Origin of the sequence: Vibrio sp. 3-2(1) (assembly GCF_963887575.1) — a bacterium.
Taxonomy (GTDB): Bacteria; Pseudomonadota; Gammaproteobacteria; order Enterobacterales; family Vibrionaceae; genus Vibrio; species Vibrio anguillarum.
The window spans coordinates 1-1,043 of the sequence record NZ_CAWPGB010000048.1 but is presented as its reverse complement, the minus strand read 5'-3'; the positions used below and the strand labels follow the sequence as shown (position 1 = coordinate 1,043).

At 39.7% G+C, this 1,043-nt stretch carries 1 protein-coding gene; it reads left to right on the top strand.

The features are described 5' to 3' along the window. The first annotated feature begins 24 nt into the window (after positions 1–24). Positions 25–921, top strand: a complete 897-nt coding sequence (locus AACQ79_RS14280) for a hypothetical protein (protein ID WP_170899895.1) — start codon at positions 25–27, stop codon at positions 919–921. Positions 922–1,043: the final 122 nt, after the last annotated feature.

Below are 1,043 nucleotides of genomic sequence, written 5' to 3'. Positions count from 1 at the left end.
GGGCGTTAGTTTCATGGAGGAAAAATGACATTTCAACATTTATTAGAACAAGCACTATATAGCAGCGCGATTATCCATCAGCCGCATGCCCTAAAAGCATATTTATCAACAAAGTTTCTCTGTGAATATTTGGACTGTTCAGAAAAACTATTGGTGCAAGTAAGTCGATTAATTGAACAGGATGCATTAAAGATTTCATGTAATTACACCGATACAGTTCAACAAGTAAATTTTTCCAGCGTCCGTCGGCACAGGATTCTAGAGCGCGGAATATACCCAGCATCTTATCAGGCAATGTCTCAATGGCATGACGAAAAAGGATTTACGGATATATTTCAGCATTATGTTTCACGGGCATCGAGACACAGTGAATATCTATCGCATAATGTAACCATTTTGCTCGCTTTGAATGAAGTTTATAAGTTGTTATCACCAGACTCGATCCCAATATTTTTAAATCGACTCACAGAGTTTGTAACATCTACTTTTATAGGTGAAGAACACCAAAGTGAGCCGATGTTATCAACCCCGAATCGTGAAGGCGATATTCTAAACGCCTGTCTTGAACAGCCCGGATTTTTTGGTCATAACCTCATCACATTGGCTTGGATAATTCGTTGTAAAGATAGGCTTTCAAATATCCAGTATGAATCAATGTTGTGTAATCTCAATATACAGGCTGTCAGCCCACTAGAAGACCCAGACGATGAATTAGATTCAAACATATGGAATTTGTGCTGGATGAGTGATCGCTATGAAGATTTTCGGGCTCAAATCGAGTCATTAGTTTTTGAGAACAGTGTTAATTTACATCAAATTACGTTAGCAGATGCATTGTGTTTTCTACAGAATCAATATCCTGAGCAGACAGCTAGATTAGCGAGAGTGGCAGATTACCAAACTAGGATGTGCGCGAAATGAAACTAACAAACGCTTCAAGAGGGACAGCCAACGCGTGGCATTTTTTTATGCGTTGGCTTTTGTGATTACGGTGTTATGCGGAAAGTTGGTAGTAGCGTTGTCTGCCCCTTAAGCGGGCGTTA